Origin of the sequence: Comamonas sp. E6 (assembly GCF_001010305.1) — a bacterium.
Lineage (GTDB): Bacteria > Pseudomonadota > Gammaproteobacteria > Burkholderiales > Burkholderiaceae_C > Comamonas > Comamonas thiooxydans.
This window is the reverse complement of sequence record NZ_BBXH01000038.1, coordinates 1-24063: the sequence shown is the minus strand read 5'-3', so window position 1 is coordinate 24063 and position 24063 is coordinate 1. Positions and strand designations below refer to the sequence as shown.

Sequence of the window (24063 nt, the reverse complement as noted above, 5' to 3'; positions counted from 1 at the left end):
GTTTTGTGCGCCTGATTTGATCAGGTAGTTTGCTTGCGCATGCGTTTTGAACGCTTGTGCGGCGCAGCCATGCCTGTCAATTTGAGGTCGTGAGCCCTTGGGGAAGTATTGGGCAGCACAGGGCACTTCTTTCCCACTTTCCCTTTTGGAGTTTTCTATGACTGATACAGGTCAGGCCGCCGCATGCCCGAACGATTCTTCTCCTGATTCTCATGACAAGGCTGCTGCTGGTACGCCCTTGTTTGCCTTGGGCCAGGTACTGGTCACACCTGGGGCATTGGAACTACTGGAAACCAATCAACTGACTGCACTGCCGTTTGTGCTGCGCCATGTGTCGGGCGATTGGGGCGATATCTGCGCCGAAGACAGACAAAGTAATGCTGACGCTTTGCAGTACGGCTACAGGCTGATGTCGGTGTATGAAATTTCCAATGCAGAACGCCTGTGGATCATCACGGAAGCTGACCGCAGTAGCACCACGCTGTTGTTGCCCGAGGAGTACTGATGCTGGGGCGGCACTTTGTGGTGCACTCGCAGCTGAGCGCGGGCCGCTCAGGTGCAATGGCCTATCAAAACAAGCTGCTGCTGCGTCAGGGCGAAAACGACATGGCTTGCGGGCACCACTGCGTGTTGATGGCTTTGATGCTGCTGGGCCAGGTGTCGCGCGATGCCCTGTATGAAAGCCACCTTGATGCACGCCTGATGGAAGTGAGCGTCATGGGCCAAGCTCTGTACTTCAGCGGCTGTAGCAGCGCAGCCATCAGAGAGCAGTTTGCACCGTTTTCTGAACAACTGCAGTGCCGCCAACTGCGCCGCAATGTCGAAGCCCGTACAGTGGCCGCACTGGAATCTGACCATGTGTGCGTGGTGCGGTTTACTTCCCCCAGCTACAGCCATTGGGTGCTGGCAGTGGGTGTGATGTATGCCGATGGCAAGCCACATTCTTTGCTGGTGCTCGACCCCTTGATGGACGGTGTGCCGCTCACTCCCTGGAATGCCTTGCTGGAGCATTGGGGTAGCAAAAAGCTGCGCAACACCAATGCCCGCTGGTCAGAAAAAGCCACCTTGGACAAGGTGGTGCAAGTCGGTTTGCGCAGTCGCCGTGGCACGGCCATTGCGCTGGCTTGAGTTTCAGTTTCTCGCTCTCTTTCTCCTGATTTCCCTTGTGCACGTTGTGTGCCTGGTGCTTGGCTTTTGAAGCTGCACTCAGGTTCCGTTGCGGCGTGCCTGTTTTGAAAGTTTGACCATGCACCCTTATCACTTGAGGTGGTACCGCTACCGGCGTTTGTTGGCGGCGGTGATGACCTTGCCTGCACTGGATACCTCAACGCCTGTTCCGCATGAATTCAGTGGGCAGTGGCCGTGCTGCTTCAATGGCTGTGCCGAAGCTGGGCGCTATGTACATGCAGCCAAGCCATGCATGGAGCCGCAATCGGCCATGGTGCTTGAACTGGCCGATGCAGCTTTGCAGGTGATTGAGCCAATGAGCCAGCGCACAGCCGCGTGGCAGGCATTTGCACGGTGTGCGGTGCCCCAGTTGGGCTTGGGCAGCTTGGCACGGCTGGTGGCACTGCTGCAGCAATACGGGCCTGCTGAAGATGCTGAATTGGCCCTTTTGCTGTGGCAAGGTGAAATCACCCAACAAGTAGTAGCCATCAAGGCCGTGCAGCGTCTGCGAAACCTGGTGACGTTCTTGCAAAGCCAGGGCATCACGGATGCAGCCAGTTGGTTGCAGTGGCGGGCTTCGGCAGATGCGCAAGCGGTTATGCACGGTGCACCGCATCAGGAGCCAGACACGAACAACGCTTTGCTGTGGCACTTGGACAGCGGGCGCTGTGATGTACCTTGGGTGCTGATGTTTGCAAGGCGGGTGCTGGGGCAGGCTCCTGCGCATGGGCACATCATGCTGGCTGTTCAAGAAATGGCCGAAGCCATGAACCTGAGTGCCAAGGTTTTGGCCAGGCGCATTGCGTGGCATGAACGACTGTTTCAAGCTTTGGGCGAAGTGCCTGAGCTACGGCTGGCGTGGTGGCGATGCGTGAAGCGCATTTTGCAAGCCCAACTGACCAACGCTACATCGGTCAAACTGCAAGTGCAGGGAGTCAAAGAGGCTTTGCCGCTGTCACTGTCCGTGCACCTGCGCCAGGGGCAACCCATGCTGACGATTCAGCTGCCCCGTGCGTTTGGTGCTGCACCCGCATGGCCCAACTTGACCAAGGTGCAGTTAAGGCAAGAAGGCTGGGGGCCAGGTCTGGGGCTACGTTTGCTGCTGCAAGGCGAAGGCGCGTTGCCAGCTCAGCTGCAGTTGGAAATCGCCAAACGCTGGAAAGCGGCGCAGCTGCAGCCACCAGTGTTTGAGCGCATCAGTGCTACCAAGTGGGAAATCAGCTGCTGTTGGTGCGATGGACTGTGGAAGCCTTCAAACCTTGATCATGCTGATGTGAATGACTGGGCTACGGATACAGCGCTGCAGGTGTTGGAATATGCGCTGGTGCTCAAGGGCATGTTCGGCGAGCTTCAGGCAACAAAAAAGCCCTGACCGGTTGTGGTTCAGGGCTTTGAGTGCAAGGTAGCTAAGGAGTGATTGCTTATATTTTATGCAAACAATTCCGTATAACCAAGCGTATAACGATATGTTGATTTTTTTAAATTCCTTTATAAATCAACAGCTTACACTAGATCTTGGCGGAGGCTGTGTCCGCTGGATATTGGTTCGAAGTAGTTAAATTAATAATAAAAACATAATTTAAAACAACAGTTTACGTTGGTGTGTTGTCCGAATTGGTACGACGTGGTTCTGATTGTTTAGATTTTTTATGGTAGAAAGGATGGTAGATGAATTTGATCTCCTCCGAACTATAAATGCCTAAGATAGCCAAAGAACTCTCTGCTCTACAGGTCAGCAGGCTGACTGAGTCAGGACATCACGCTGTTGGTGGTGTGACAGGACTTTACTTGTATATCACCCCGACTGGGGCTAGGTCATGGGTTCTTAGAACTTTGATTGCAGGTAAGCGTAGGCATATGGGGTTGGGAGCGTTCCCATCTGTCACTTTAGCAATGGCTCGTGAAAAAGCCCGTGCTGCTCGAAGCGAGGTAGAGGCTGGTGTTGATCCAATAGCCGCGCGTATCGAGGTTGTGAAGAAACTCAAAGAAGAAAATCTCAATGCTGTCACATTTGAGAGTGCAGCGAAGGCTTACATCGACGCCCATGGTGACACTTGGAAGAACCCTAAGCATAGGGCGCAATGGTCAGCAACCCTGGCTACTTATGCATTCCCGGTGATTGGAAGCTTACAAACTGCACATGTAACCCAGGCGCATGTTCTTGCTGTTCTAGAGCCTATCTGGAAGACTAAAAACGAAACGGCTGCACGCCTGCGCGGACGGATTGAATCAGTACTAGATTGGGCTACCGTTAGAGGGTATCGCGAAGGAGAGAATCCGGCCCGCTGGAAGGGGCGGTTGGACAAACTGCTTCCAGCACCTGGAAAAATTCAAAAAACGGTGCATCGTAAGGCCTTGACCATCGATGCTGTCCCGCAGTTTATGCGTGATCTGCGTGACAAGGAAGGGATCGCAGCGAGGGCTTTAGAGTTTGTTGTCCTTACTGCAGCACGTAGTGGCGAGGTACGAGGGGCAACGTGGAGTGAAATCGATTTGGACGCAGCGGTGTGGGTGGTGCCTGGTGACCGGATGAAGGCCGGGCGTGAACATCGAGTACCACTATGTGCGCAAGCAGTTGAGCTGCTGAAAAAAATGCCACGATTTGTCGGTAATGAGCATGTTTTTCCATCGCCACGTGGCAAGGTGCTGTCTGATATGGCGCTCTTGGCTGTCATGCGGCGTATGGAGGTGGATGCGGTCCCACATGGTTTTCGCTCAACCTTTAGAGACTGGGTTGGAGAGCGTACAGACTATCCAAGAGAGCTTGCTGAACAAGCTCTTGCACACACACTGGAGAGCAAAGTCGAAGCAGCTTATCGGCGTGGGGATGCGCTGGAGAAGCGTAGAACAATGATGCAGGAGTGGAGCGATTTCTTGTATGCCACAAAGTAACCTGAAGCTGTCAGGGCAAAAACTCGCTTCTGCTGACTTAGATAAAAAGAAAATTACTTATCCAGAGAGGTATCAATTTTTTGACGATGCTTACGCCAAGCAGCATGGATATTGGATAAATAATGCTAGTGCACGAAAACGATTAAATTTTGAAGCGCGTATAGCAAAAATAATATTTGAATACAAAAAACACTATAACACCGCCTACTTGTTAGGAGATGATTTTATAAATATTGGCGTTGGTGATGTTGAATTTTATGATATTTTTGCGCAGATCAATATTGCATCTACTGTTGCAAAGATATTGATTAGGTTGAGAAATCAAGAAAAAGCAATAAATTATTTTAATGATATTAAGATATTGGGCTCATATTTTCAAGAGTCTAACTTTGTTTTTCGAGATATCTTTAAAAAATATGTAGATCAAAAAATATTTAAAAATTGCTTTCACCCCTACATCAGGCTAGTTTTGAATGGCAATGATGAATATTTGCTTCATGCAATGGCTTCCGAAGAATATAAGAAAGCCGAAGCTTATTTTATTCGTTCTGCAAACAGTGAGAGAAAGCGTGTTAATGATTTTTTGAGTGAAAAATTCATTGGCAATAAAAATATATTTATTTGTAGGTTGGATGTTCTTCTGCAGAGCGCAGGAAGCTTTAAAGCCTCAGAGCGTATTTCGCTGGAGGAGTATAGAAGAAATATTGGGCAATTCTTTGAAGGTCTAGGACTGTTCGACTCTGCTTTAGAAATGGTTTTCCCATCGGCAGTGCTTGAGGGAAATTTAAGACCGTCAAATTCACCAGTGGGGCAAATTTTACTGGTTTCCACTGAAAAAGTAGCTGCCAACTTAAAAAAACTCAAAGAGTTTGCGGGACAAGCCAAGCATCGTGGTCTGCTGGACATTGTTCCAACTCAGCCCCTTGCTAAGGGCTTGGTGCCATCTGTTGATGGGCTGTGTCAGTTCACCCCAGCAACAGCTGAAGGGATTGGCTGGCTGGCAGAGTTCTTAACCTTGGAGAGACGCTTCGTTGCTCCAGGAAAGACGGGTGATGCTAACGCCGGGTCAATCCACTGCATGAGAGACGTGAAGCTCAAGCGGTAATTTTTTAAGTTCTTCTTTTTTGAGATTAAAAAATTCTTATTTTTCAGTATGAATTCTTCTTTTTTATTGAAAAGTTAAGTATCTATTTTAGGTAATTTGTGTGCTTTAAAGGGGCTTTTAGTCAATTGCTCATGGCTAAGGACGTGGCTCATGGATGGACGACAAAGAAGGGCGGGTAAGCTGATGGGGTGAGGGCTTTTCCATAGCGTGGGCGCGGCATAGACCCAGGGGCCGCGCAGGTGGTTGGGCGTTTTTTTACCCGTTGACAGATGTTTTGAGTCGAACCGCTTCGGACACTGCGAAACGGTTTCGTCGGCTCATTTCACAGCATTGCTCCCAGCCTTGACTGGAGCACACATACAGCGAGTCCAACGATGTCTACTGCAGCCACTACCCCTCTGAAGCTCTTGCGTGCAACCCAAGTTTGCAATAAGCTAAATATTTCGAAAACTACCTTGTACGCCAAACTAGATAAAAGTTCTAAATACTACGATCCACATTTTCCACGGCAAATCAGTATCGGAGCCAAATCGGTTGCTTGGATAGAGAGCCAGGTTGATAGCTGGATATCCAGTAAACTATCTGCTGTATGAGTTGGATATAACTTTTATAGTCCTGGTTTCATCCAGGACTATATTTTCATTGTTTGCTCAAGGTTTTTTGTTTGTTTTTACTTGTTTTTTGAATCGACAGCATTGGGAGTGTAGGTTATTAATAGTAATTAATAGTAAAAATACTATCTATCAATAGAGTAAGTGGTAATTGAAATTAATGCCAAATAACCATTTTGAGGTTATTTTCTTATATTTTAAATGATAGTTAATTATTTCTAGCATCTGTTCTAGCAGATGCATAGAAAAGGTAGATGTAAAAATAATAAGAGCTTTGATAGCTTGAAGGTTTCTGCCATTAACATGGCAGTCAGCTAGATTTTTCTATGACTACTGCTGAAATAATAGTTTATAACCTTAGCTACCTACTTGGTGTAGCTAGGTTGCTAGGCATATTTTTACTCAAGATAAGTATCTGATGCAGAACTCAAACTCTTAGGAGGTTTGAGCGTTTAACTTCAATTACTTACGGGTAAATTAATGCGATTTAACAACGACTTCTCTCAGCAGTATATCGAATCTGATGTAGACCATGCAACGCTGGCTGCATGGGTTTGCCAGCTCAACAAAAAGATGAAGGATATCCGGAAAGATTCGGAAGAATACCTTGATGAAGAAAACTTCGATAAGGATTCATTTGACCAAGGTCTTGAGCAAGATCTAAATGACTTGGTCCAGAACTGTCCCGTAGATGATCCCTTCAGCTTGGGCCAAGGTCCCAACTCTAACCCATATCTGAAGTGTTTCATTGCCAGTCTTGAGCAAGAGGTCGTGTACCAGAATGTTGATCACTTCCAGCAGGTGCAGGCAAGTCTGTTACTCCAACGCGTTCGGGATGGGCTAGAGGGTAAGGACTTCTGTGACGAACTGGAAAATCTTAAGCGCAATGAGCGCGCTACCAGCAAGTCACTGCTTCAGTACATCCTAGACTTGAAGGCGGCATATTCCAAGCTGATGATCATTCGCTTAGACCTCTACACAGAAGAGGATAGCGAAGGAGCTCCACGAAACTGGGAGCGTTTGAAGAAGTACGTTGCAGACCGCTATATGGGCTCCTACGTGGGCTATGCGGTGAAGTTTGAGTATGGAGAGAAAAGAGGGGTGCACATGCACACCCTGCTGTTTTTTAACGGCGCTGTCGTACGCAAGGACGTAACGATGGCTAAGGCCATAGGAGAGTACTGGAATGCTTCCGTGACCAATGGCAAGGGCACCTATAGCAACTGCAACACTCCAGAGCACCTAAGGAACATGAGCTATCCAGCAGTAGGTACTTTTCACCAGTTTGATGAACGTACTCGCAAAGGGCTAGAGTGCATCGCTAAGTACCTCACCGAACAAGATCTCGCGATCCGATTTGCCGTGCCAGGGCTGTCACGTACCCTGCGCAAAGGCACTATCAGGCAAGTGCAGCGCTCTCGTATTGAACAGCGGCTCCGTAGGCGTGAAAAGGTCTAGATATGTCGGTGACTGGATGGTGAGCCGGTTTTTAAGGCGGGTATAGGCTGATTGCTGTCGTTCAACTCAACAAGGGCAATGACTGGTACCACGGGGGCAAGATCAGCAGTCTTTGCACTGAGCATTCCTTGCAGGTCCGCTGTACGCCTCAAAGCGGTCAGTGAAAACAGTCCCAGTCCGAATGACTGCTTTTGCATGCGTTCAAGCGGTGATATCGACTCGTGGTGTTTGGTCGCGGCGTTAGGCCGAACGGCAGCTGTCGTGGTATGACGGCAATAGAGGGCCGGGGAGCGGGCCCACGCAGGCGAGCAGAGTTATGAGCCCACACCTGATTAGCACCTCTTCTTTCAGGCCGCCGTAAAGCATCCTCACTATCAATAGCGAGCGGTCACTACTGATTACCCCATACAGGGGTGCAGGTGCAGCATGCTGGGCCGAGGCGATGAAAAGCGATATGAGGCTACCAGCGGCAACCGCCTGCCGCAGCTGAGCGAGCCATATGGGCGCTGACTGAAGGCTTGTTGACGAGCATGGCGCTCATTGCTGGCTCGCCCAGACTAATCAGTGGACGTGCGCGTCTGGCTGCGTATTGCAGGCCAACAACCGTAGTGCATCAACAGTCTCAAATGTCACCTCGGGCGAAGTTTGAGCCAAAGCCTGCGGTGCACCATACCCCCAACACACCGCACCGAAAGCCACGCTCGCCGCCCGGGCCGCATCAGCATCGGTCAACTGGTCGCCCACGTAGATCGCCTGTCCCGGTTGAATGCTAAGTTTCTTCATCACGCGAAGAATTCTCGTGCGTTTGCCGAAAAGCGAAGCGCCGCCGTCGATGCATGACATCAAGCGACACAGGTCTTCGCCGAGAATGCGTAGGCAGTTCTCTACCGAGTTGGAACTGACAACTGCCAGCTGGAGTCCATGTGCATGGAGGTCGCGCAGAACCCGCTCCACCCCGGCGAACATGCACACTTGCTGGCCGTGCAGACGCATCAAACGCACGAAATCCCGAGCAACAAATGGCAGCTTCCACCTTGGCAGTCCGAGGTGATCCATGATTTCGCGCGGCGAACGCTGCCGCAGCAGCTCGACCTCATGCGGTTGGATGGGCTGGAAGTGGTACTTGGCTGACAGCAGATTGTGCGTACGTATGAAGAAGCCCAACGAGTCGGCCAGGGTGCCATCCAGATCAAACATGACGAGGTCGTAGCGGCGCACCATCAGCGGGCCTTGATAGCACTGAGGTAGCGGAAGCCGCCACCGGCGATCTGCAGCCCATCACGACGTCGTGCAAGGTAGCGGTGATTGAGTTCTGCAGGGCCTAGATCCTCTTCGACATCGAATCCAGCTATCGCCAGCAAAGCCTTCATCTGTTCGGGCGTGCCCGATGACTGCCAGGGCTCCCCCCCGGCCGCCATGACATGCGCAGTGAACTGCATCATCGTTCGCTCGATGGGAGGCAGGCACTGCTCGTCCAGACGGTAATCCATGATGAGTGTCGAGCCGATGGGCAACGTGCGCAGCGCATGGATCGTGCGCTCGACAGCCGCTGGGTGGAGGTACACCAGCACGCCAAGTATCGACACGACCGTGGGGGCAGACATGTCGACGCCCCCCTGGGTGAGCGCATCATCTACCGTGACTTCGCGCAAGTCGGCCGACACCCAGTGGAGTCGAGCAGGCGTTGCCCAACCGTTTTCGGCGTACACGCCCTGCTTCCACGCCTGCATGGCTGGCTGGTCAAGCTCAAACACGTCGATGGCAGGCAGTGCCAGCGCGGCTCGCAGGGCCCAGGTGTCCAGCCCCGCACCGATGACGGCGTACTGGCGGCTCCCCAAGGCGATGGCTTTGAGCAGGCGATCTTCAGCAAACCTTGAGCGCACCACAATCCCGGCGCGCAGTGATCGGGCCGTCACGTCGTTGTGGGCATCCGGGTCCAGCATCAGGGCAGCGGCGGTTTGTGGCCCGAGACAGCTCAGTGCGAACGGGTCTTCCAACACGCGCTGCTGCTCCAGCAACTGGTGCAAGGCACGCGCGGTGGCAACGCGCAATGCCGATGGGCTCGGACAGGGGGCGGAAGGCGTGGGTAGGTTGTGCATCGTCAGGATCTCCAGTGAGTAAAAACCGCACTTTCGAACCTCACGTAGCGTGAGAGTCAAGGGGTGATTTGAGCGAGATAAGCGCGAAGCTCAGGCGAAACGAAATGCCCATGGGCCAAGATGGGCTCGGCAACATATGCTTGGCGCATCTTCTCGGCCAGCGCTGCGTCGTGGCGCACGGTTCTGGCAAGCAGATCCAGATAGCGCGCCTGCAGCACGCCTGCCTCTGGCGTGTTCGGCAAGGTGCCTGCCTGCAGCAAAGCGTGTCCGTCGGCGGCGAACTTCTCCCACTCCGGGCCTAAGGAGCCATCCAGTCGTGCCAGGTCTTCGGCACTCAGGTGTCGCTCCAGCGCGGCCATGCGTGCGCCAATCGCCCGCTCCAAGTACGTGAGCATTGCCGGATCCAGCCCGGCATGGGCAGCCGTCTCCGGGGCTTGGCGGTGCATCTGTGCCCATTGCAAGACGGTGCGCAGTTGACCGCCGAAGACGGCCATGGCCACGTTCATCCACTGCTGCGCCAGGCGTTGCACTTCTGGCATGTCAACGGGCGCATCAGAGCTTTGACAGCGGCTGAGGGCTGCGGCGAGAGGCTCCCAGCGTGGCCGCTCTTGGCGCCATTTACCCAGTAGTTTGCGTATGCCATGCCCCGGAAGAAAGCGTTGGTAGCTCGTCAGCAAGTGCACGCCTGCCAGCAAGGCCTCAGTGTTGTCCTCCCCGCCGTTGTTGGTGAGCAAGGTATCGTGCAGCAGCTGCAAGTTTTCTTTCAGCGCCCGTGCCAGCTCGATCGCGCGCTCCGTTTCCATGATCTGACGGCCAACCAACTCAAGTGGGGCGATGCCGCTCCCGGCCAACGCCACACCAATGGCATCCAGGCTCAAACCGAGTTGTTTGAGGGACGTGACCGCGTGCAGGCGCTCGATGTCACGCGCGTTGTAGAGCCGGTAGCCCGACTCACTCCTGCCACTGGGTTGAACCAGCCCAATCGCGTCGTAGTGGTGCAGCGTTCGCACCGTCAGGCCGGTACGCCGGGCGACCTCGCCAACTGTCAAATTCGATGATTTCAAAGGAGGCCTCATGCGGTGGGTGTCATCCTGAACGCGAGGCGAGCTGTCGTATCAAAGGCGCGGCAAGCCTGGACAATGGATTTGGCAATGGTTTCTGGGGCACCACTTTGCACTATGGCGTCAAGAAAGACCCGATGTGCCTTGATGGCCACCACAGCGATGTCGGCGGGCCGCTGGGGAACGCGCCCTTCTGGGAACGCCCCTGCGTGGTTGATGACAAAGCCTGCCGTTGCCCGGATGGCCGCGTGCGTACGCCTGCTTTCCTCGTTGCCGTAGTGAAAGCGCCAGCGGGCGATTTGTTGGTCAATTTCGCCATGGCCAGACAGAAGCCCCGATGCCGCAAAAAGCCGACAGTCGTAGTCGCGGCATGTCTGTGGCCGCTCGCGGTAGATGGAGCAGGCACCTTGTTTGAGTAACGCACAGTGACCGCGCCGGGTCGTGCTGATCAGTTGGTAGTTGCCATCGTCGCAGTGGGCGGGAGGTGTGACGAGCAAGCGCGCGGGAATGGCCGCACGGGTGGACCACTCCTGCCGGTGAACCGGAATGAAATACCCGGCCCGACAGCAAGCCTTGCAGTCGCCGCACGGCACTGAGGCACCTTGTCCAGTTGAGAAAGTGTTCAGCGTATCTTGAAGCCAAGACTGGAAATCGCCGGCGTATCGAGAATGGTCGTTTGATGTGATTTCAGAGTCGATTGTTTGCATGAAGACAATCCTCAAGTCTGACGCCACGTCAGGGTCAAACTCATTGCCTGATAACAACAGCGTGGCTTTCTAAACATGAATAGCGCAGGATCCAAACTCCGTTGCGTGGCTGGTCATGCCCTTGACGTGGTCGGCAGAGAATGTGCACTGACGTGTGAATCTGATGAGCGACGTCACGGTTGTTGCGTGGTGCTGTAGGTCGTAGAGGCGAAGAAGCACAAGTGACCATCACTGTGCGCGACGCAAAAGGCTCAGGTAGAGAGACGCCTGATGGCGAGGCTTGACTTGAGACGCGGCATCTGCAATCGGTGAGACAGTGGCTTGAATGGTGATGAAGCCCTGCCCAAACACAAGAGAGAATGTGCTTCGGGTATTGACTCCTTTAGATGTACATGCACCGACGATGACGACGCGCACCTCTAGTCCAAAAGTTTCCGCCCGAATTGGAGCTCTGATCATTCATCGTGCCAGCGTCTTGGGCGTACAGCCTGCACACTTGATGTCTAGCACAGGATTTAACGCCGAATGGCTGAGTGATCCTGAAGCACGCATGCCGCTTGCGGTGGAGGAGCACCTGTGGGCGCGCGCAGCGGACTTGACCCACAAACCATCGTTTGGCTTGTTTGCCGCAGGTCTGATCCGCCCGGGAGAGTTCGATGTGCTGGATTACGCCGTGCGTACCGCGCCCGACTTGCGCACGGCCCTGCAGCGACTGGCACGTTACAACCGCCTTCTGCACGACCTCGCGACTTTCGAGATCATCCCGATTGGTGAAACCACACGGATCGAGCACAGATTTGACGTGGTAGGCGTGCGGCCATGTCCACAGGCCGCAGAGTTCACGTTGGCCTCGCTGGTGGTGGTTGCGTCTCAGCTCTGCGGTGAACCGGTGCAGGCGCTGAGCGTCGAGTTCGCGCATGCAGCACTGGACAAGCTCGAGACGTACCGAGAGGTCTTTGGAGTTACACCCCGTGTCAAGTGTTCTGTGTCTTGTCTGGTGCTGCCCAGCGAGCTGTTGGACCGCCCGGTACCTGCTGCCGATCCAGGTTTGTCGCGGATTGTCATGGCCCATGCCGAGCAACTGCTCGCAGCCAGCCAGTGTCCACCAGAGAATATTGTCACGTTGGTGCGACGACAACTGGCCGAAGGCATGGCCCACGGACAGACATCGCTGCAGGCAGTGGCTCGGTGCCTGAACCTGAGCGAACGCAGCCTTCAGCGTCGACTCGATGATCAAGGCACACGCTTTGCCTACTTGATGGACGAAGTGCGACGTGAGCTGGCCATGCGCTACATCGCCGATAAGCACCTTGCACTGGGTGAGGTGGCCTACCTGCTGGGCTTTGCAGACCCTAGCTCTTTCCACCGCGCCTTCAAACGCTGGACTGGGATAACCCCCGCGGCTGCTCGGCGTTCCCGGCACTGAGCCTCTAAACCCATATGGGTGTCTGCGGCAAGCAAACATGAGTCACTTCGTGCCGATGCGTGCAAGAAAGCTCAGTAGTGCTGGTGCCACGCGCTCAGGCATCTCTAGATGCGGGTAATGGCCTGCTCCTTCAACGATCAGAGGGATGGAGCCAAGAGCACATGCTAACCACCGCGCTTCGACTACAGGATCGGGAAAGTCGGGATCCTTCGTGCCCATCACCACCAGCGCTGGCACACGGCTTTGCTCGACGATAGCGGCGGTATCGGCTTTGGATAGGCCGATCATCATGCGCAACGCCTCCATGCGACCAGGCTCTCTGAGATTGGCGGCGAGCGCAGCTTTGGCTTCGGCGTGGTCCTCTGGCTTTTGAGACGGAAATAGGCTGTTCCAAAATGCCAGCCAGAAAGGCACACGCCAAGGTCCAGCAAAACCTACGGCAACGGCGGTCTTGGCGAACCATGATGGCTGTCCGTCACGCACCACGGGCCCTAACAGCACGACGGCACGTACTTTTGTTGGCGCATCGTGGGCCGCCCACAACGCAGATCCCGCAGCAAATGAATTGCCCAGGATCACTGCGGGGCCTGCGTTCAAATGGTCAATCAGTGCCAAAGCATCACGGCCGACGGCATGCGCGGAATAGTCACGCCAACGCGCTGTCGTGTCCCCGTGTCCACGAACATCCATGGTGACGACGCGATATCCGGCCTGCTGAAGCAGCGGTCGCAGCGCCCGGTATTCTGAACGCAGATCACCCATCCCTGGAACGGCCAGAACCAGTGGGCCACTGCCGCCTGTGTCATCGTAGGCAATATGGCCTTCATCTACAGGCAGAAATCGGGTGCTCGCGTAAGGGAGGCCCGTCTCTGAAGCATGAGTCGCAAACGAAAGGCTGCCGACCTTGGCTGCAGTGATCAAGCGCTTGGACGAAGTATTCATCTGTACGTTCCTCAGAGATCAGTCAACGATCAACTGTGCCGTACATCGGAGAGTGCAGAAATGACCCAAGACGCCAAAGTCTTGACATCACGTGACATTGCCGAATGACTGCCTACCCCAAGCGCAGCGCCAGGGGAAGGTTCGAATGTCAGCCAGACACTTGAAATGAGCGGCAGGTCCCATGCGATAGCACCACTAGATCTCCCGTGATAGCTGAAATTCAGCACCATATTGACTGACCTTTTCCTCACTGACCGTTACTCACTCCAAAGCAGCTATTGAGGACCGAAAGCAGTGCCACTGGGTGGGCTGCTACCTGGCAGAAAGCGGTACTACGATTTGCAGACGTGATCTGCAGCAATCGCTGCAAAGCAGAAATGAGCATTTAGAAGCCGGGTTTAGGCTGAGTACAGACGTTCACCAGCGACTGCTTGTGGCACCTAAGCACTGGACATCTATTTGTGAAGTCTCAGTGGGTTTTTCGCATCACTGCCCATCTGCATCAAGCGAATACTGTGGCGTCATCGATATGACCCAGTAGTCCTTCACGGGCGACTGTCGCTGCAAGCCTAAGGAAAGCACAGGAGGACGGCTTTAACTATGTGTTACAAATAGAATTTTTGCCTGTGCGAGGACTCAGAATCTCGCACCAGAGAAAAGTCCAAATACATGCCACCAAAACAAGGCACGACTCGCAAGCCGAGGAAGACTCAGCACGTAACCGCGGGCGGCGTCGTCCAGCCATCGTCGCAAGTTCTTCTGCTGAACCCTGATCAGTGGGAAGAATTTATTCTTGCCGCCGCGCGGCAGCGAGTTCCTTCACATGGAGCACGTTATGCGGCGATCAAGCGACTGGGCGGCGCAGGAGACGGTGGCCGCGACATCGAGGCGCGTTATGGCCCGGCGTTGGTGCGTGACGGCTGGGACCTGTATCAGGCCAAGCACTACAGGCAGGGACTGACACAGACCGATGCCTTCCCGGAGATAGCGAAGTTCTTCAAACAGTTGGCCTTGAAGACCTACCCGCGTCCGAATTACTACTACCTTTGCTGTCCACATGCGGTCGGTAACGAGCTCCACAACACAATGGCCGCTGGGGCTGCTTCCTTTAAGGCGAAGTTTGTCGATGCATGGAACAACGGAAAATTCGGGATGAAAGGCAGAGCCGCCGAGTTGACCCCTGAGGTCCACGCTGCCATCGACGATTTCGACTTCGATCGCTTCATCGAGTGCCCGGTACATGAACTACTGGCTTGGCACGCGCTCGACAAAGCCGCCCACTATCACCTGTTCGGCATCGTGCCAAAACGCGGCGACGATGATCCGATGCCTGCCCAGCCCGCGGTACACGAAGGGGGGTATGTCGATGAGCTTTTGCGTGTCTACACCGAGCACAAGGCGTCGTCAGTCACCCTGGCCGACCTGCCGGGCAGCGAGTACGCAGACCACTTCGATTCGCATCGACAGATCTTTTACTGTGCGGAAGGCCTGCAACGGTTCAGCCGGGACATCTACCCCAACGAACCTGAGTTCGATCGGCTGCTGGACATGGTTTATGCGGGCATTCGCCCCACCGTCGTGCAACTTCGGCTCAAGACTGGCATGGAACGGGTCGACGCCGCCGTAGATCGAGCGTCGTCGCTGCAGGTCCAGGAGAGCCGTCTGTCGTCTCAGCTTCGCGGAGGTGACCTCCCTGGCACCTGCCATCACCTTGTCATTAGAGGTGATCTGAAGTGGGTCAAATGAAAAAATCCAAGCCTCTCGCCGCCTTCAACTCGCCATTCGAATTGGGCATTCGGATGGTTTACTTGCTCAATTCCTTGCAGCCGGCTGGTGCCGACCTCCAAAAGCTGGTTCTGCTCGACTACGCAATCGTGTACTCCGATGATCTTGATGGACCACCTAGCCTTCACACGCCGGTCCCCTATCGCGGTGGCGAATACATGAGTCGTCGCGACCTCATCGCCCAAAGCCTGCACTTGATGAGCACCCGTGGCCTCGTCGCCGTGTCCATGGATGAGACAGGCATCACTTATTTCGCCGGCAACACAGCTAGAAGTATGGTCGGCGCATTGACATCACCTTATCTACGCGAACTGGAGGGCCGGTGCCGCTGGGTAGCCTCCACCTTCGCAACCCTCAGCTCAAGAGACATGACCGAGAGATTCGCTCAACAAGGCTACCTATGGGGTGCTGAATTTGAAGGTGCCACCGCGAGGGGCCACCAATGGCAATAACGCTTAAGCATTTGTCAGTGCACGGTCCTGGTCTATTGCCAGCGAAGGTCGTTTTCGACGGTCGTCGCACCCTCATCCGCGGCCCCAGTGACACTGGCAAGTCACACATCTGGAAGTGCATTTGGTTTTTACTAGGCGGTACAGGGACACTCGAACCGTTCCCGGAGTCGCAGGGATACGACTCGCTGGAGCTCGCCTTCCAGCATGGCGAGCATGAATACTTTGTTCGTAAAGCGATGTCTGGCGGTGCTGCGCGCATTTTGGTGCGGATGAATGATCTTTGGGTCCCGGACGGTACGCCGAACCCGCTCCGAGACGTCAATCAGGATCTTAGCGAGCTGCTCGTCGGGCTGTCTGGCGCCGCAGGCAAACTGGTGCTTCGCAAGCGAAGTGAGAAAGGTCCCCTCACTGGTGACGACCTGAGGCATTGGGCTCTGCTCTCTCAGCCCAGCATGATTTCCGAGGACGCTACGAAGGGCAAAGGTCATGGCTCGGACAAGCATGTCTCGTCTTACTCGCTGTTCCTGAGTGGCCTCGATGACTCCGCGGTCGAGCTTTACAAGACCCCGTCCCAGAAAGACCAGGCCAAGGGAAGATTAGCGGCTGCCGAGGCAGAACTGGCGCGCTTGCAGAGCGTGATTCCAGCGGACACAGATCGAGCTTTCGCAGTTGCAGCCCTGGCACAAGTCGATGAGCGGCTGGACATGTTCGCCACGCAGCTCCAGGTGCGCTCTTCGGCCCTAAAGGAACTGCGGCAGCAGATCTTCGCGAAGGGTGAAGCTCTTAACATCGCAACGACACAACTTGCCAGCGCCACATCGATGCGGGAGCGTTTCAAGCTACTGGACCTGAAGTATGCGAGCGACCTCGCCCGCCTCGGAGCTACAGACGAAGGCATCGCGTTCTTCCAAGCTTTGGTCGAGACGCCGTGCCCGCTCTGCGGCACGCCGGTTGAGCAGCACGTCGATCCTGCCAACCTGAAGCCTAGGGCGCCGACCAAGTACCGCGATGCGATAGCGGCCGAAGCGGAAAAGATCCGCGCACTCCGTCGAGGACTGCAGCCATCGCTGGCTCAAGAACAGAAGCGCCTAGCTACCGCTACAGCTGATGTGCAGCGGCTTACAGCGTCACTGAAGGAATTGGAGGAGCAGGAAAAGGCGGTGCTGCGTAGCGCGTCGCTAGAGTTCGACTCAGACCCGCGGGATCTCGCCGAGTCACACACGCGGTTTTCATCGATGATTGATGCCTTTGATGAAGCCGTTCGGCTGACGGGCGAGATAGCGCTCCTCAAGGAGGCAACCAAACAAAAGCAGACGCCTCTCGTACGCAATATTGGCCAGCATGGAGACGATGTCGGAGTGATCGCGCGCCAGATGCTCAACGACTGGGGATTCACTTCCATCCAGTCGGTGTACGTCGATCCGAAGGCCTGCGACCTAGTCATTGATGGCCGCCGACGCCTCAGCTATGGCGCGGGCAAACGTGGCCTGTTCCTGTCCGCTATGACAATCGCCTTGATGCAGCACGCCCTAACTAATGGCCATCCTCACCTCGGTGTCGTCGTGCTGGATTCGCCGCTAAAAGCCTACGCCCAAAAAGAGACACCGGACAATGATCGGGAGATCCCTACGGCCACGGTGAACACAAGCTTTTACGCCTGGCTTTCCCGCTTCAAAGGCCCCGGCCAAATCGTTGTTCTGGAAAATGAACCGGTGGATGCGGTCACGGCCCGCGCTTTGGACGCTATAGAGTTCACCGACGACTACACTCGCGGACGGCAAGGGTTCTATCCGCCCAGAACAACGATTGCGCCAGCCCCAAGGCCGAGTGACGAGTCCGAGCGCGGCGATCTTGCGTAATGCGCCACTCGCGCTTTCGATCTAAGCCGCCAGCTGACGATCGAGTTCTATGACTCGGCGTTGGCCTGTAGAGACCAAAGGGTTCCTAGGAGGTGGCCTCTGATCCAAGAGTTCCAATGGTGGACTGGACGGCTGCTCCTAAGAGCTCTGTTCGACGAAGCGACGGACCGCTGTCGCTGCATAGGAGAAGTAGCCCGCTGCAGGCGGCTTCAGGCTGATCTGAGTCGTCCGAAATCCGGTGCTAGAGTTGAAGTTGCAGCTGCCGATAAGATCAGCCGCTGGACAGTGGTGAGTCGCTGACACCGGCCAGCGCGCTAGGTGGCACGTTTAGGGGATTTAACAAAAGCACTAGGGAGAGGCGAGTGATCTTGATCGAGGACATCTACAACCAAGACATCAACTTCCTGTTCGGTTCGGGCGCCTCCTTCGGCCTGCTGCCAACCCTGCAGCTGCAGGTACTGACCGGCGTCAATGGCCGTCGCTACACCCTCGAAGAGCTGGCGACCAAGTTCGAGCGTGAGAAGGACCGACGCCTGATCCCGCTGTTCATGCATTACTACGCTAATTGCATCCGGCCGGCGGAAAACCTGGGGCTTGAGGCAGTGACCACCGAGCCGGGCACCACCGTCATCAAAAACTACCGCAACTTCCTACTCACCGTACTCGAGATGGTGAAGCGCCGAAAAGCGCTGGACAGGCGCTGCAACGTGTTCACCACCAACTACGACGGTTGTTTCCCTCTTGTGGCCGACGCGCTCATTGAGGAGGGGCATGTCGACTTCATCCTGAACGACGGCGCAAGAGGGTTCACGCGTCGTATCGTGCAAGCCCGGAACTTCGGGACATACCTGTGCCATGCCGGGGTCTTCGGACGCTACCAGAGCAGCATCCCGCAGATCAACTTGATCCATCTGCATGGTTCTGTTTACTGGAGCAAGCAGGACGCGGGGATTCGCGTCGACTACGACTTGAGGGAGCGCCAGAGTTTGCTAGACGCCGACGCTCTGGCGTTGCTTCAGCCTTTTTCGACTGCGCTGAACAACCCCGTTGCCACGATCAATGACGTGCCTGATACCGGCTTTACCAACGAAGCACTGGAAGCGTTCTGGGCCAAGTACGAGCTGATACCCATCGTGAATCCGACCAAGTGGAAGTTTCATGAGACGGTCTACGAGGAGCACTACTACCAGATGCTCCGCCTGCTCAGCTACGAACTGGAGAAACCCAACGCAGTCCTGATCACGTTCGGTTTCTCGTTTGCCGACGAGCACATCCTCAACCTTGTCATGCGTTCGTTATCAAACCCGCGGCTGCAAGTGTTCGTTTGCTGCTTTGACAGCGCGGAGCACACGTCGATGGAGCAGAAGTTCAAGGGCCACCGCAATGTAAAGTGCCTAGTGCTCGAAGATGGGGTGATGAACTTCACTGCGTTTAACGAAAAGGTTCTTGCTCGCCCCAATGTGGCGACCGCACGGGATGCTGAGCACCACATGCCGGCCGCCGCAGCGGCTGATAACGGGGTGTTGGCATGAGTATCAGGGTCGGCGAGGTCATCGCGGTCCATGGCACCAAGGTGGTTCTGAAGATCGACGAACAGTCGAGCAAAGAGACGCTGTTCTTTGACGGGGATAAATACAAGGGCGTTTCGATCCGTGAGTACCTGTCCATCCAACGAGGCTTCCGGGAGATCATTTGCACGGTCGATGGCGAGTATTTGGATGAGAGCCGTACGGAGCTGCAAGATGGACAGCAGAGCTTCGTGCGCAAGGTGGAGGCCAGGCCGATTGGCTACTTCGACCACGCTGGCTTCACACAAGGCATCAAGTACCTGCCTATGATCCAGGACTCGGCCTACCTGATGCCAGAGGAGAAGATCAGGTCGATCTTCGACCGCAAGGCCGATGGCGATTTCAGGATAGGACAGATGCTCAAAGAAGAGATTGCTGTCGGCCTTCCTTGGTGGCGACTATTCAACAGCCATATTGGCATCTTCGGCAACACAGGGAGCGGTAAGTCCAACACCTTGGCCAAACTCTACACGGTCTTATTCGACAAAAAGCTGCCGCTGATCGCGGGGAAAAGCCGGTTCGTTGTCCTTGATTTCAACGGCGAATATGGCGGCGAGCAGTTGGCACCGGCCGCCAGCAAGACGGTTTATCAGCTCTCCACACTGACCACCCCTGACCCGAACGACCTGGCGGCAAGGTTTCCCCTGGCACCGCAGGAATTCTGGGAACTGGAGACTATGGCGCTGCTGTTCCAGGCCACCACCAATACGCAGCGCCCGTTTCTCAATCGGGTCATCTCTGGCAAGCAACGGTTCGGCACAAATTCTGCGTCATTGGCGACCTACGCAAAGGCTAAGTTCAAGCAATCCTTCTGCGCAGGTGAGGTCAAGCCAGCCACACTGGATCTGATGCGTACGGTCGCGAAGCGGTTGGGCAATCAAAACGTGCTCAACATGCTGGGTGACGTCACCTGGTACCGCAATGGCCGATTCAACTACAACGGCGCTTTCATTGACCCTGACGGTGTCCAGTACGATGCACGCATCGCACCTATCGTGGACACGCTCGCGGTCGGCGGGCTTGATGATTTCGACCAACTTGTCCTCCGGGTCAACTTGCAGCTGCTCTCAGATCTGAATGCGGGGTATGTTCAGTTCGAGCATATCCAGCCACTTCTGAAGCGCATCGAGTCGTCGCTGGCCAGCCTTCGCAAGGTTCTGACGATCTCGGAAGAGCCGCCTGTCGATCGGTTGCTGACCGTCATCTCAATGCGCCGCTGCAACAACGAGATCAAGAAAGTCCTACCGTTGCTGTTCGCCAAGCACTATTACAACAGCCATAAGACTACGGTTGCGACCCCCCCGGACCGCACGATCCACGTCATCATCGATGAGGCACACAACATCCTGTCGGAGCAGTCCGCACGTGAGGCGGAGACCTGGAAAGACTACCGCCTGGAACAGTTTGAGGAAATCATCAAAGAGGGACGTAAATTCGGTATGTTCATAACGATCGCGAGCCAGCGACCGGCCGACATCTCTCCCACCATCGTTTCGCAGCTGCACAATTTCTTCATTCACAGGCTGGTGAACGACCGGGATCTCTACTTGGTCGACAACACCATTTCGACGCTAGATGCGTTGTCTCGCAGCCTTATCCCTGGACTGTCCCAGGGCTGCTGCGTCGTGACCGGCACGGCTTTTGAGCTGCCGATGGTGATCCAGGTAGACCGCCTGCCCAGCGACAAGCAACCGGCTAGTGAGGACGTCGATCTGGAAAGGCTTTGGAGCATGTCACCCGTGGCGCAGTAGTGCGACGCTATCAGCACTTCCGTGCGCAGTCACACTGCTCAGCCTCGACCGCTGTTCCGAAACCTACGGTGCGGTGGCTTGTTGAATACGAATTGCCCGAGCAGCTGTGGGGGGAGGCTGGAATATCAGGCACGTTGCGGGTAAGCAGCTGACACCGTGAGTTCTGTGTAAGAGGGTGAAGGACTGGAAACCCTTTAAGGCAGACTTTAGTGCTTCGCTCAAGCTCTGATCCTTCTGTATGAAGCCGACGCAGCGTTAGAGGGCGTAGGCAGCGCTAGGTGAATCGCCCCGGGTTTCAAGGAGGCCGATTGGTTTAAGTTGACACCTCTATCGAGGTGTTGCCGACGGCGAGTTGCCCCCAGTAGTTTGCCTCAGCTTCTGCCGGAGGGATGCCCCCATTCGGCGTGAGCAGTCGGGCGTGGTTGAACCAGTGCACCCATTGCAGGGTGGCCAGTTCCACGGATTCCCTGGTCTTCCAGGGTCCCCGGCGGTGAATCAGCTCGGCCTTGTACAGACCGTTGATGGTCTCGGCCAGCGCGTTGTCGTAGCTGTCACCCCGGCTGCCCACCGAGGGCTGTATGCCCTCCTGGTCCAGCCGTTCGGTGTAGCGGATGCTGACGTATTGACTGCCCCTGTCGGAATGGTGGGTCAAGGCATGGGCTGCTGGCTGGCGGTCATACAGCGCCTGCTCCAGCGCATCCAGCACGAAGTCCGTTTGCATGCTGCGGCTGACTCGCCAGCCCACGATGCGCCGGGCATACACGTCCACAACAAAGGCCACATACAGCCAGCCCTGCCAGGTGGAGACATAGGTGAAGTCCGACACCCATAGCTCGTTGGGACGGCTGGCCTTGAAGTGCCGGTTGACGTGGTCCAGCGGGCACGGCGCTGATGTGTCAGGCGTGGTGGTACGTACCGCCCTGCCACGGCGAGCCCCTTGCAAGCCCATGGCACGCATCAGTCGCTCCACAGTACAACGTGCCACCGGGATGCCCTCGCGGTTCATCTGCAGCCAGACCTTATCGGCCCCGTAGACCTGCCAGTTGGCATGCCACACGCGCTGGATGTCCGCCTTCAAGCACTCGTCACGCTGGGCGCGTTGACTGCGCAGTTGCGGGTTACGCAGCCGGGCTGCGTGGCGCCAGTAACACGATGGGGCCATCTGCAGCACCCGGCAGATGGGCTCGACCCCGTAGTCGTCACGGTGGCGGTCGATGTAGTTCTTCAAGACTTCAATCGGCGGTCGAGCTCCGCCTGCGCAAAAAACGCGCTGGCCGTCTTCAGGATGTCGTTGGCCCGGCGCAGCTCTTTGTTCTCGCGTTCGAGCTCCTTGATGCGCTGGACATCTGAGGTGGTAGTTCCGACACGCAGGCCGCTGTCGACCTCGGCCTTCTTGACCCATTCGTGAAGGGTGTGCGCTACGCAACCAATCTTGGGGGCTATTGATTCAATGGCGGCCCACAGCGAAGGGTAGTCGGCTCGGTGCTCCTGCACCATGCGTACGGCACGCTCGCGGACCTCGGGTGAGAACTTGTTTGACTTGGTCATAGCTCCATCTTCTCAAGTGTTGGAGCCTCCTCAAAACCCGGGGCGGTTCAAGGTGGTATCTTTAACGCATCAAAGCTGCATGCGACTAAACCGTGGATAAGAAAAAAAGTTTGGTAGAGAGGGAGGAGTGTAAGGTCGGCTTAAAAATTCAGCTTTCCAAGCCTGATCAGAGTACAAGCGCAGCAATGTTTGCTCCCTTGATGTCTAAGGTGCAGTCTGGAAGTATTTCCTTGGAGGTTACTCGTCACCTTGACGATAGCCAGCTCAGGCTGTGCATTGCCATGCATACGTACATGGGGCTGCTTCTAAAGGTCGCGGGACCACATTTCGAGTGGGATGATGCTAGACAGTGTGCGCAGAGTTCGGCGCTTGGCGCTAGGTTGCTACTGTGCGCAGACATCTTGGATGAGTACCTAGGGGCTCGAGTTCCTCTGGGTTGGAATGATGGTGACGTTCACCTTCATAGTGCCTATGTCACATTGTTTCGAGCAACAGTAGCGGTTGCTGCTACCCAAGTTCGCTTTAAGCAAGGGCTGAACCATGTGGACTGTCGCAGGTTAAAACAAGAAGACGTTGATCTGCTCAATAGAGGCGTGCGTGCTGCTTTGCGCTGGATGACCAAGCCGCAGTCCTGTGGTCTGAATAGACGCTTGTACGTCGAGATGAAAAAGACAGAGCGTTCTATCGATAAGTTCGTCCAAACACTGGAACCCAAATTGGCCAATGCAACGACGGTCTTGGTGAAGATGAAGGGGAGCGAAGAATATGACTCCACTGAGCTGAGCGCTACATCAGTAGACCATTGCAGTCCGCTGTCATATGTGGAGTTTTTCAAAAATGCGTCCTCATACATTACGCAGTTCCAAAAGGTATGGCCTGAAGCGCTGCTAGGAAAACTAGCAAGGGTTACGCAATCGGAGGAAGCTCGCCCACAGTGCGCGATGCTGTTTTTCCTTCCGCAGTCATCGGCGCCAGCTAGTTGGAAAACACTGCTGCAAGCATTTAATGTTGATTTTAACAATAAGCGTATGAGTAAAGGCGTTGCGCCTGTGCGGCTCGATGTCGCTGATTTGACGGAAGCGCTAAAGAGGCAGCCAGGCTATCCCATGCAAGCTATTCATAAGCTGGTAGATGATCTCTTTGTTAAAGAGCTACGTTATAGACGTCTCAATTTACCTAGGGGGCGTCGCTCCTGGTCTTAGGCATAGCGAACTGATCTTGTGGGGGTGCTACATGTCATGCTGGCATACTCCAGAATCATTAGCCTTCCCCTTTTGCTGAAGTAATTTCCCGAGCTGTCCATGCCTGCACCACGTCCCATTGATTTTTGCGCTGTAGTCGCTGCACTGAAGGACCTGGCCCCCAGTCTGTCTGCTGTCTATGCCTTCGGCAGTCAGGTGAGTGGTGATGCAGTCCCTGAGAGTGATTTGGGGCCTCGCTAGTCGTTTAACTGGGGTTGTTGGTTGTCCTGTCGATTTGCTGAATCTTCGCTCTGCATCGACAGTGATGTAGTACCGGATTGTGACTACGGGCCAACGGCTGTGGGCCAGAGATGAGCAGGCGGCGCTCTATGAAACCTTCATCCTTAGCCAAAAAACAGCATTGGACGAGGCCCGCGCAGGATTGCTACAA

General features: G+C 55.2%; 20 protein-coding genes and 1 other annotated feature. Of the genes, 14 read left to right on the top strand and 6 right to left on the bottom strand.

Translation table 11 applies throughout. The annotated features are described in order from the left end of the window. Positions 1-157: 157 nt before the first annotated feature. The 7 genes from CSE6_RS24600 (at position 158) to CSE6_RS24570 (ending at position 7233) form a co-directional block, all read left to right on the top strand. Complete coding sequence (locus CSE6_RS24600) at positions 158-505, top strand: hypothetical protein (RefSeq protein WP_059441727.1); 348 nt, start codon at positions 158-160, stop codon at positions 503-505. Next, on the top strand, positions 505-1128 hold the full coding sequence (locus CSE6_RS24595) for a hypothetical protein (protein WP_059441726.1): 624 nt from the start codon (positions 505-507) through the stop codon (positions 1126-1128). Before CSE6_RS24600 ends, CSE6_RS24595 begins: the two co-directional genes overlap by 1 nt. A 172-nt stretch (positions 1129-1300) precedes the next feature. Beyond that, on the top strand, positions 1301-2539 hold the full coding sequence (locus CSE6_RS24590) for a hypothetical protein (protein ID WP_238585807.1): 1239 nt from the start codon (positions 1301-1303) through the stop codon (positions 2537-2539). Positions 2540-2862: 323 nt separating this feature from the next. Next, positions 2863-4059 carry a site-specific integrase gene (locus CSE6_RS24585; RefSeq protein ID WP_059441725.1) on the top strand — a complete coding sequence of 399 codons (1197 nt, stop codon included), beginning with the start codon at positions 2863-2865 and terminating at the stop codon, positions 4057-4059. Beyond that, on the top strand, positions 4046-5164 hold the full coding sequence (locus CSE6_RS24580) for a hypothetical protein (RefSeq protein ID WP_059441724.1): 1119 nt from the start codon (positions 4046-4048) through the stop codon (positions 5162-5164). The genes CSE6_RS24585 and CSE6_RS24580 overlap by 14 nt, the downstream gene beginning before the upstream one ends. A gap of 374 nt (positions 5165-5538) precedes the next feature. Then, positions 5539-5757 (top strand): AlpA family phage regulatory protein, encoded by a 219-nt coding sequence (locus CSE6_RS26850; protein ID WP_083994815.1) that lies wholly within the window; start codon positions 5539-5541, stop codon positions 5755-5757. Between the two features lie 498 nt (positions 5758-6255). Then, complete coding sequence (locus tag CSE6_RS24570; RefSeq protein ID WP_059441723.1) at positions 6256-7233, top strand: inovirus-type Gp2 protein; 978 nt, start codon at positions 6256-6258, stop codon at positions 7231-7233. Between the two features lie 561 nt (positions 7234-7794). On the opposite strand, the gene CSE6_RS24565 is transcribed toward CSE6_RS24570, so the two are convergent. The 4 genes from CSE6_RS24565 to CSE6_RS24550 are packed head-to-tail and all read right to left on the bottom strand — an operon-like array spanning position 7795 to position 11100. Continuing rightward, positions 7795-8454 carry an HAD hydrolase-like protein gene (locus CSE6_RS24565; RefSeq protein ID WP_059441722.1) on the bottom strand — a complete coding sequence of 220 codons (660 nt, stop codon included), beginning with the start codon at positions 8452-8454 and terminating at the stop codon, positions 7795-7797. Next, positions 8454-9332, bottom strand: coding sequence for a class I SAM-dependent methyltransferase (locus tag CSE6_RS24560; protein WP_152668646.1), 879 nt, complete (start codon positions 9330-9332; stop codon positions 8454-8456). Before CSE6_RS24560 ends, CSE6_RS24565 begins: the two co-directional genes overlap by 1 nt. 56 nt (positions 9333-9388) lie before the next feature. After that, on the bottom strand, positions 9389-10396 hold the full coding sequence (locus CSE6_RS24555) for a MerR family transcriptional regulator (RefSeq protein ID WP_193751175.1): 1008 nt from the start codon (positions 10394-10396) through the stop codon (positions 9389-9391). 8 nt (positions 10397-10404) lie between these two features. Beyond that, complete coding sequence (locus tag CSE6_RS24550) at positions 10405-11100, bottom strand: YkgJ family cysteine cluster protein (RefSeq protein WP_152668645.1); 696 nt, start codon at positions 11098-11100, stop codon at positions 10405-10407. 325 nt (positions 11101-11425) lie between these two features. On the opposite strand from CSE6_RS24550, the gene CSE6_RS24545 reads away from it, so the two are divergent. Beyond that, positions 11426-12526 carry an AraC family transcriptional regulator gene (locus tag CSE6_RS24545; RefSeq protein ID WP_083994812.1) on the top strand — a complete coding sequence of 367 codons (1101 nt, stop codon included), beginning with the start codon at positions 11426-11428 and terminating at the stop codon, positions 12524-12526. A gap of 42 nt (positions 12527-12568) precedes the next feature. Here CSE6_RS24545 and CSE6_RS24540 read toward each other — a convergent pair whose 3' ends face one another. Next, positions 12569-13468 carry an alpha/beta fold hydrolase gene (locus CSE6_RS24540; protein WP_059441717.1) on the bottom strand — a complete coding sequence of 300 codons (900 nt, stop codon included), beginning with the start codon at positions 13466-13468 and terminating at the stop codon, positions 12569-12571. 669 nt (positions 13469-14137) lie between these two features. On the opposite strand from CSE6_RS24540, the gene CSE6_RS24535 reads away from it, so the two are divergent. The 5 genes from CSE6_RS24535 (at position 14138) to CSE6_RS24515 (ending at position 20883) form a co-directional block, all read left to right on the top strand. After that, a complete protein-coding gene (locus CSE6_RS24535; RefSeq protein ID WP_059441716.1) occupies positions 14138-15214 on the top strand; it encodes an ABC-three component system protein in 1077 nt (358 codons plus the stop codon). Next, positions 15211-15705 carry an ABC-three component system middle component 2 gene (locus CSE6_RS24530; protein WP_059441715.1) on the top strand — a complete coding sequence of 165 codons (495 nt, stop codon included), beginning with the start codon at positions 15211-15213 and terminating at the stop codon, positions 15703-15705. Before CSE6_RS24535 ends, CSE6_RS24530 begins: the two co-directional genes overlap by 4 nt. Continuing rightward, positions 15696-17564 carry a hypothetical protein gene (locus tag CSE6_RS24525; protein ID WP_059441714.1) on the top strand — a complete coding sequence of 623 codons (1869 nt, stop codon included), beginning with the start codon at positions 15696-15698 and terminating at the stop codon, positions 17562-17564. The genes CSE6_RS24530 and CSE6_RS24525 overlap by 10 nt, the downstream gene beginning before the upstream one ends. A 362-nt stretch (positions 17565-17926) precedes the next feature. Then, the gene (locus tag CSE6_RS24520; protein ID WP_059441713.1) at positions 17927-19096 is read left to right on the top strand and encodes an SIR2 family protein; all 1170 of its coding nucleotides are present in this window, start codon (positions 17927-17929) and stop codon (positions 19094-19096) included. Further along, positions 19093-20883: an ATP-binding protein gene (locus CSE6_RS24515; RefSeq protein ID WP_059441712.1), complete on the top strand. Its 1791-nt coding sequence runs from the start codon at positions 19093-19095 to the stop codon at positions 20881-20883. Before CSE6_RS24520 ends, CSE6_RS24515 begins: the two co-directional genes overlap by 4 nt. A 313-nt stretch (positions 20884-21196) precedes the next feature. Here the strand turns inward: CSE6_RS24515 and CSE6_RS24510 are convergent. Beyond that, a protein-coding gene (locus tag CSE6_RS24510) for an IS3 family transposase (RefSeq protein ID WP_152668644.1) occupies positions 21197-22431 on the bottom strand; the annotation gives its coding sequence in 2 pieces (ribosomal slippage) (positions 21197-22143 and positions 22143-22431; 1236 coding nt in all). Beyond that, positions 22037-22153: a sequence feature (AL1L pseudoknot), on the bottom strand. (Overlaps the previous gene by 117 nt.) Before the next feature lie 92 nt (positions 22432-22523). Between CSE6_RS24510 and CSE6_RS24505 the strand changes: the two genes are divergently transcribed. Then, a complete protein-coding gene (locus CSE6_RS24505; protein WP_059441709.1) occupies positions 22524-23633 on the top strand; it encodes a hypothetical protein in 1110 nt (369 codons plus the stop codon). The last annotated feature ends 430 nt before the right edge of the window (positions 23634-24063 follow it).

Coding starts and splice junctions, on each gene's coding strand:
- CSE6_RS24565 (WP_059441722.1), bottom strand. CDS start 8,454: ATGGTGCGCCGCTACGACCTCGTCATGTTTGATCTGGATGGCACCCTG.
- CSE6_RS24525 (WP_059441714.1), top strand. CDS start 15,696: ATGGCAATAACGCTTAAGCATTTGTCAGTGCACGGTCCTGGTCTATTG.
- CSE6_RS24590 (WP_238585807.1), top strand. CDS start 1,301: ATGACCTTGCCTGCACTGGATACCTCAACGCCTGTTCCGCATGAATTC.
- CSE6_RS24515 (WP_059441712.1), top strand. CDS start 19,093: ATGAGTATCAGGGTCGGCGAGGTCATCGCGGTCCATGGCACCAAGGTG.
- CSE6_RS24560 (WP_152668646.1), bottom strand. CDS start 9,332: ATGCACAACCTACCCACGCCTTCCGCCCCCTGTCCGAGCCCATCGGCA.
- CSE6_RS24595 (WP_059441726.1), top strand. CDS start 505: ATGCTGGGGCGGCACTTTGTGGTGCACTCGCAGCTGAGCGCGGGCCGC.
- CSE6_RS24585 (WP_059441725.1), top strand. CDS start 2,863: ATGCCTAAGATAGCCAAAGAACTCTCTGCTCTACAGGTCAGCAGGCTG.
- CSE6_RS24530 (WP_059441715.1), top strand. CDS start 15,211: ATGAAAAAATCCAAGCCTCTCGCCGCCTTCAACTCGCCATTCGAATTG.
- CSE6_RS24550 (WP_152668645.1), bottom strand. CDS start 11,100: ATGCAAACAATCGACTCTGAAATCACATCAAACGACCATTCTCGATAC.
- CSE6_RS24580 (WP_059441724.1), top strand. CDS start 4,046: ATGCCACAAAGTAACCTGAAGCTGTCAGGGCAAAAACTCGCTTCTGCT.
- CSE6_RS24570 (WP_059441723.1), top strand. CDS start 6,256: ATGCGATTTAACAACGACTTCTCTCAGCAGTATATCGAATCTGATGTA.
- CSE6_RS24540 (WP_059441717.1), bottom strand. CDS start 13,468: ATGAATACTTCGTCCAAGCGCTTGATCACTGCAGCCAAGGTCGGCAGC.
- CSE6_RS24600 (WP_059441727.1), top strand. CDS start 158: ATGACTGATACAGGTCAGGCCGCCGCATGCCCGAACGATTCTTCTCCT.
- CSE6_RS24535 (WP_059441716.1), top strand. CDS start 14,138: ATGCCACCAAAACAAGGCACGACTCGCAAGCCGAGGAAGACTCAGCAC.
- CSE6_RS26850 (WP_083994815.1), top strand. CDS start 5,539: ATGTCTACTGCAGCCACTACCCCTCTGAAGCTCTTGCGTGCAACCCAA.
- CSE6_RS24545 (WP_083994812.1), top strand. CDS start 11,426: ATGGTGATGAAGCCCTGCCCAAACACAAGAGAGAATGTGCTTCGGGTA.